Genomic DNA, 5,475 nt, shown 5'->3' with positions numbered 1-5,475 from the left:
AAACTGAATAAAGATTTTCTTAAAGTACCAATACCTAAAGAATTGATTGTATTTCGATCCATTTCTAAAAACTGATCATCAGCAGGAATAATATCAAAACCATATTCTTTATTATTACTAGTTTTTAACCGATAGCTAGAGATTACATCCTCAATATTTTGATTTTTGTAGTCTAAGAAAAATTGTGATAATTCGACACTTTTCATAATTAATAATTGTGACTACTTTATGATTATTTTATCCTAATTTTTTTGTCTGAGTTATAGAGGCGATCGCACCTCCCTCGGCACAAAAAGTCGATCGTCTTTTATTCAATCATCACTTTTGGTCTTAAAAGTGGGAAAATTATTTGGTAATTCCCCTTCAAAATCATTCAGTATAGTATCCCAAAAGTTTTGAATTGTATGTAAACAATCTAACTTACATTCATCGATAGTTGAGTAAAGTTCATCTTTTGATTTTTTTTGCTAAGGATTCCTGAGAAATATTTTGAGATAATCTTAATTCTTTTAATTGTTTACTTAAAGCTATTTTTAAATCAATAAATGCTATTTCTTCTCGACTTAAATTCAAAAAATCTGAGGTATTTCCTATTTCCCAACCTCGAGCTTTTAGTCTTTCAATTTTTGTTTTATTCATCTATGTAACTCCTGATTAAATATTATGATACTGTCTCAATCTTTTTTGACAAATTTCTATAACTTTTTTAGGGGTTTTATTGGTTGTTTTATCAAAAATATCTAAAATAACAATCCCTTTGATATTTTGTAAATAGTTTAGTTGGTAAAATTTATGTTGTATTGATTAGACTTTGACCATTTTTGACATTTAGAAGGGCGCTCATCCCTTACTACAAATCAAAAGTTATTCATGATCGATGCCGAAATGTTTATATAGCTTCTCTCGTGTTTCTTGATGACGTAAGCGACAACAGGTATGGGTAATGGCAAACATTCCTTTTTCCCAATAGGCTTCATTTTTAGGCAATGTTTTTAACCATTTTACTTTGACAAAATACTCGCATAAATCCAAATCATCTCGATCGTGATCTATATTTTTTGATTGTATTGGTGCTTTCCAAATAGGTACTTTTTCCCCATTAATTTCTATGTAAAAATCATTGACGGGTACAACGGTTTTTTCTACAATGCCGGAACCTACATAACCACTACCACAATAGTTAACAAAGATTCGATCTCCCTGAGATAAGTTTTTGAGAGTTTGACTGTACCATTTACCATTACCTCCAGCGATAAAGCCGTATTTTTGCCAGTCTTCCCAAGATCGATCGCCTTCAAGAAAATTAACATAAAAATCTGGACTTTCTATTAAGTCTTTCTTTGTCGTTTTTGGTTTTTTTGGTTCAACAACAGATGTGGGAATAATTGATTGTTCTAAATTCCAAAGATTGAGTAATTTTTGTAAATACTCTTGTTGATTATATTCAACTATTTGCTCATTCCAATTAATTTGTTCTGTTTTTTTCTCAGTTTGGCGAATTACATTAACAGTTATAGGGAAAATAGTGGGATTACCTTTGTCAAAATACTTCTCTTTTTTATCTTCAAAATCATAGTTTTGAGCTTGAGAATTTTTCTGACGAGAAAGTAAAACTAAATTACCTAAACGATGTACCCATTTTTCTCTTGCTTCATCTTGCCAAATTTGACACCACTCACTATCAGATTTAGGATTTTGCGGTAAAACGTGTTCAATGGTAACTACTTTTTCATCAAAACTAGGACTTAAACCACCTTCAGCAAGGAGAGAATCTAATCTTTTTAACACATATAAACGGCTACGAGTTTGTAAATATAAATTACCGTCCAGAATCTCAATAACTTGATTTTGTTCTTCAGAAGATAATAATTCTTTAGTTACTGTAATAGCCTTTTGCTCATCTTCATCAATAGCATCTAAAATCTTGGCATATCTTCTTCCTCTTTCGTTAATATCCGCCCGAAGAATCATTAAACCTGCAGCCAATCTTTCTAAATTAATAAAAAAGTTTTTGATGTCCGATGTTTTGTTATTATGTTTAACTAAAAAATAAATTGCGGGAGGCAACCAATCGGAATTATCAATTAAATTTAACCACCCAAAAAGACGATTAACTTGTTTTTTATCTTCCTCATTATCACAGGTAAATTTTTGATCTCTAATAACTTCAAATTTATCGGAGCAAGGTTTTAATACTTTATCAATAAACTCGATCGGATTATCTTGAGGTTTAATTTTTTTACGGTATTCAGTTAATAAACCTAGTTTTTGTTTTTCTCTTAATTTTATGCGATGAATATGAGAAAATAAGGCTTCAAAATCTTTTCTTCCTAAATCACTTTCTTCTTGATCCCAAATTTTAGTATATTTTTCTTTTTCTTTTTCTCCTTGAATTTTGCCGATAATATCCGATTTTAGAACATCATTTAATTGCAAGTCTAAACCACGAGTATTAATAGTGGAAAAAATACGATAAGCTGTATCAAAATCAGATGTAGAAACAGTCACTAAATAACATTTTTCTAAAATATTTTCTAGCAAGTGCAAAATCCATGATTCTAATTCTACATTTTCGGGACAACGATCGATTAATTCTTTAACTAAAATACGAGCATTATCCCTTAATAAAGTTTGACTATCCGTATCTAATCCTGCACTTTTTTCTAATAAATTTTTAATACCTCCAACGGTGCGAATATAGTCGCCAAAAAATTTATCATCTTGTTCTCTTACTTTTAATCCATACTGTGTATTTCTTACTCCTTTTTTTTCGATAAAATCATCGATATATTTATGAGCGTCACTTTCAGGGGATAAAAGATGACGAAAGACGGAAAATAATAAGGTTAAACTTGTTAAACGTTGTTGCCCATCAACTACTTCTACTTCAGGTTTTTTGGGTTTTTCAATGAGAATAATACTGCCTAAAAAATAATCATTACTATTATCATTAAAATATGGAAAAGCCTCAACAATATCATCTATTAATTCTAAAATTTGATCTTTACTCCATGCGTAGGGACGTTGATAAGATGGAATTTCAAATTGATAGTTAGCAAGGTTAAAAATTTGATCTAATCGTTGTTGTGTTGCTTGAATGCTCATAATTATTATTGATTGATTTAGATTGTATATTTATTTATCCTATCTATTTTGAGGATTTATGCAGTTTGCTCTTAATATTTTTTGATAAAGTTTAAAAGGAAAGGGGATTATCTTTGATATTTTTCATAATAATTTCTTATGAATGATTTAGGAATACTATAGAAAAATTATTGATAAACATAACTAGAAAATTGAGGTAATGATTGTTTTGTAATAGCAGAATAAAGTACATCAGGATCTAAATCTGCACCATTATCCCAATAAATAGTTCCCCATTCGGGATTTAATTTGACTGTTTGAAAATAATTTAGGTCTTTTAAAGGTGTAAAAATTCCTATAAATTCGATAATTTTACTAATATCAATTATTCCCTCTTTATTATCCTCAAATTTGAGGTAAAGTTGATAATTTTCTAATGGTTTAACTTCAATAATATCTTTTAACATTTTTACTCCAAAGGTTCGATATTTTCTAATGGTTGATTTTGTCTTGCTAATTGCCAATTTTCTCTTAATTCAGCTTGATGTAAGAAAGCCCATTCAATAACTATCCCTAAAATTCGAGGACTTAATTTTCCTTGTAAAATAGATAATGTTTCAATATCTATAATTGCTTTTTGTTGGTTATATCTCACATGAAAATGAGGTGCGGATGATCATTATAATACATAGTTATAATGATTCCTAAAAATCGGCTAATTTCTGGCATATTTTTCTCCTTAATATTGTGAGTTCTTTTTTAGATGCGATCGCACCTCACATACCTCAGTTCGACATAAAATCTCTTATAAATAGATAAAATAACATTTAGATTTGGCTAAAAATTATCCTAAATTGATTTTTAAGACTGATTTACTAATTTTAATTAATATTTTGAGGAGATAATACAAGAGTTTTGAGTCATTTTCTTCCCCCTCTCCCCCTCCTCCCCCTCTTACCTTCATCATTTTTCTTATGTCGAACTCAGGTTCACTTCACCAAAAATGCGAACGCATTCTCTCAATTTCTAATCATTTCTTATGTAAAAATTTTCTCCTAACAAGACTATGATAATAACTTAAGAAGTTCTTGTTTTTTCATTTTTGAATAACCAGAATAACCTCTTTCTTTTGCTATTACTTTTAATTGTTGACAAGTTAATTTATTCAAATTTTGAGGCAATAATTCCTCTGTTTTAATAAGTTTTGGTTGAGATTCTTCTGAAGAAACTAAAGATTTAAGGTAAAATATCTCTTTAAAAATATTGAGTTTTTTCCCCTGGGTAATGCCACATTTTAACTTAGGAATTTCCGCTAAATTTTCTTTCCATGAAAGACGCTCAGCCCTCTCAATTCTTTCTGTTGCCGTGGCTATATTTACACCAACTAAAGGATTGATAGAACGTTTAATTAAGTAATCAAGTCCTAATTTTATTTCCTCTCTTGAAGCTGTGGCTAAATTAATTTTTACTATTTTTTCTTGTGCCAAAATTTTTGCTGATTCTGCGGTTATTAAGGAATCATCAGCAACGATACACCATACTTTTTTAATTCCTGCTTCTTGGGCAGTAGCAAAGATAAAACTATTGGCAATTACTTCATATTTATCGGAGTCTATTTGTTTCACAATTAAAGGAATCCAGTTTCTCCCATTTGCCTCATTAATAGCTTTAGCTCCATTATTGATTAAAAAAGGATGAGTTTCTATGGGTTTTTTTAATTCAATTTCATCTAAATAAAGATGTAATAATGTTCCGATTTCTTGTTTCATTAGATAAAATATTCCCTTACTAAATCAGTGTAATATTCACGGGCTTTTTTACTGGTAAAAACCGCAGGACGTTTAGAAAATGATGCTGAAGCAATATGAGCATAGTTCGGCAATTCAAATATTTCTAAATTTTTTTGGGCGTTGGTATATTTAGGAAAGAAAAAGGGTAAAAGATTAATTTTATCTTCTATTTTAGCCTGTTTAATAATATCTGAAATAGCTTTTTGGGCTTGTTCTTTTTGGGCATTACTAATTTGTTCTCCATTAAAAAAAATAGGTAAGGGAAAAGGATTTCCTAATTCAGCTTGATAAGTGCGACGCTTTTCTCCTATAGATGGGAAAATTTTTGTAATAGCAGAAGCCGCATTTTTGAAAGAGGCAATACCATTATGTTTAGAAGGCATAAACACTACATCTGAAGCGGCGATCGCATCCTTGTTAAAAAAATCATTACCGGGGGGAGAGTCTATGAGAATATAATCATAAACATTCCTCAAACTGAATAAAGATTTTCTTAAAGTACCAATACCTAAAGAATTGATTGTATTTCGATCCATTTCTAAAAACTGATCATCAGCAGGAATAATATCAAAACCATATTCTTTATTATTACTAGTTTTTA

The 5,475-nt window shown here is 29.7% G+C and carries 7 protein-coding genes and 1 pseudogene; all 8 read right to left on the bottom strand.

Features of this window, described 5'->3' with window-relative positions:
• Positions 1–206 (bottom strand): annotated as a pseudogene (locus FWJ34_RS17865) (ParA family protein); the annotation flags it as partial.
• A gap of 241 nt (positions 207–447) precedes the next feature.
• The gene (locus tag FWJ34_RS17860; protein ID WP_308256693.1) at positions 448–639 is read right to left on the bottom strand and encodes a hypothetical protein; all 192 of its coding nucleotides are present in this window, start codon (positions 637–639) and stop codon (positions 448–450) included.
• A gap of 15 nt (positions 640–654) precedes the next feature.
• Positions 655–747, bottom strand: coding sequence for a hypothetical protein (locus tag FWJ34_RS19640; protein WP_396232071.1), 93 nt, complete (start codon positions 745–747; stop codon positions 655–657).
• Positions 748–864: 117 nt separating this feature from the next.
• Positions 865–3,105 (bottom strand): DUF262 domain-containing HNH endonuclease family protein, encoded by a 2,241-nt coding sequence (locus tag FWJ34_RS17855; RefSeq protein WP_308256692.1) that lies wholly within the window; start codon positions 3,103–3,105, stop codon positions 865–867.
• Between the two features lie 167 nt (positions 3,106–3,272).
• On the bottom strand, positions 3,273–3,551 hold the full coding sequence (locus tag FWJ34_RS17850; protein WP_308256691.1) for a DUF2442 domain-containing protein: 279 nt from the start codon (positions 3,549–3,551) through the stop codon (positions 3,273–3,275).
• A gap of 2 nt (positions 3,552–3,553) precedes the next feature.
• Positions 3,554–3,739, bottom strand: coding sequence for a DUF4160 domain-containing protein (locus tag FWJ34_RS17845; RefSeq protein WP_308256690.1), 186 nt, complete (start codon positions 3,737–3,739; stop codon positions 3,554–3,556).
• A 409-nt stretch (positions 3,740–4,148) separates the two neighbouring features.
• A complete protein-coding gene (locus FWJ34_RS17840; protein WP_308256689.1) occupies positions 4,149–4,853 on the bottom strand; it encodes a Rho termination factor N-terminal domain-containing protein in 705 nt (234 codons plus the stop codon).
• Positions 4,853–5,475: ParA family protein (locus tag FWJ34_RS17835; RefSeq protein ID WP_308256688.1), on the bottom strand; the 623-nt coding region annotated here is incomplete at its 5' end. The genes FWJ34_RS17840 and FWJ34_RS17835, both read right to left, overlap by 1 nt.

The sequence above is a fragment of the Geminocystis sp. GBBB08 genome, assembly GCF_016743215.1.
Classification (GTDB): Bacteria; Cyanobacteriota; Cyanobacteriia; order Cyanobacteriales; family Cyanobacteriaceae; genus Geminocystis.
The sequence above is the reverse complement of the archived record's forward strand: the minus strand, read 5'-3'. Positions and strand labels throughout refer to the sequence as shown.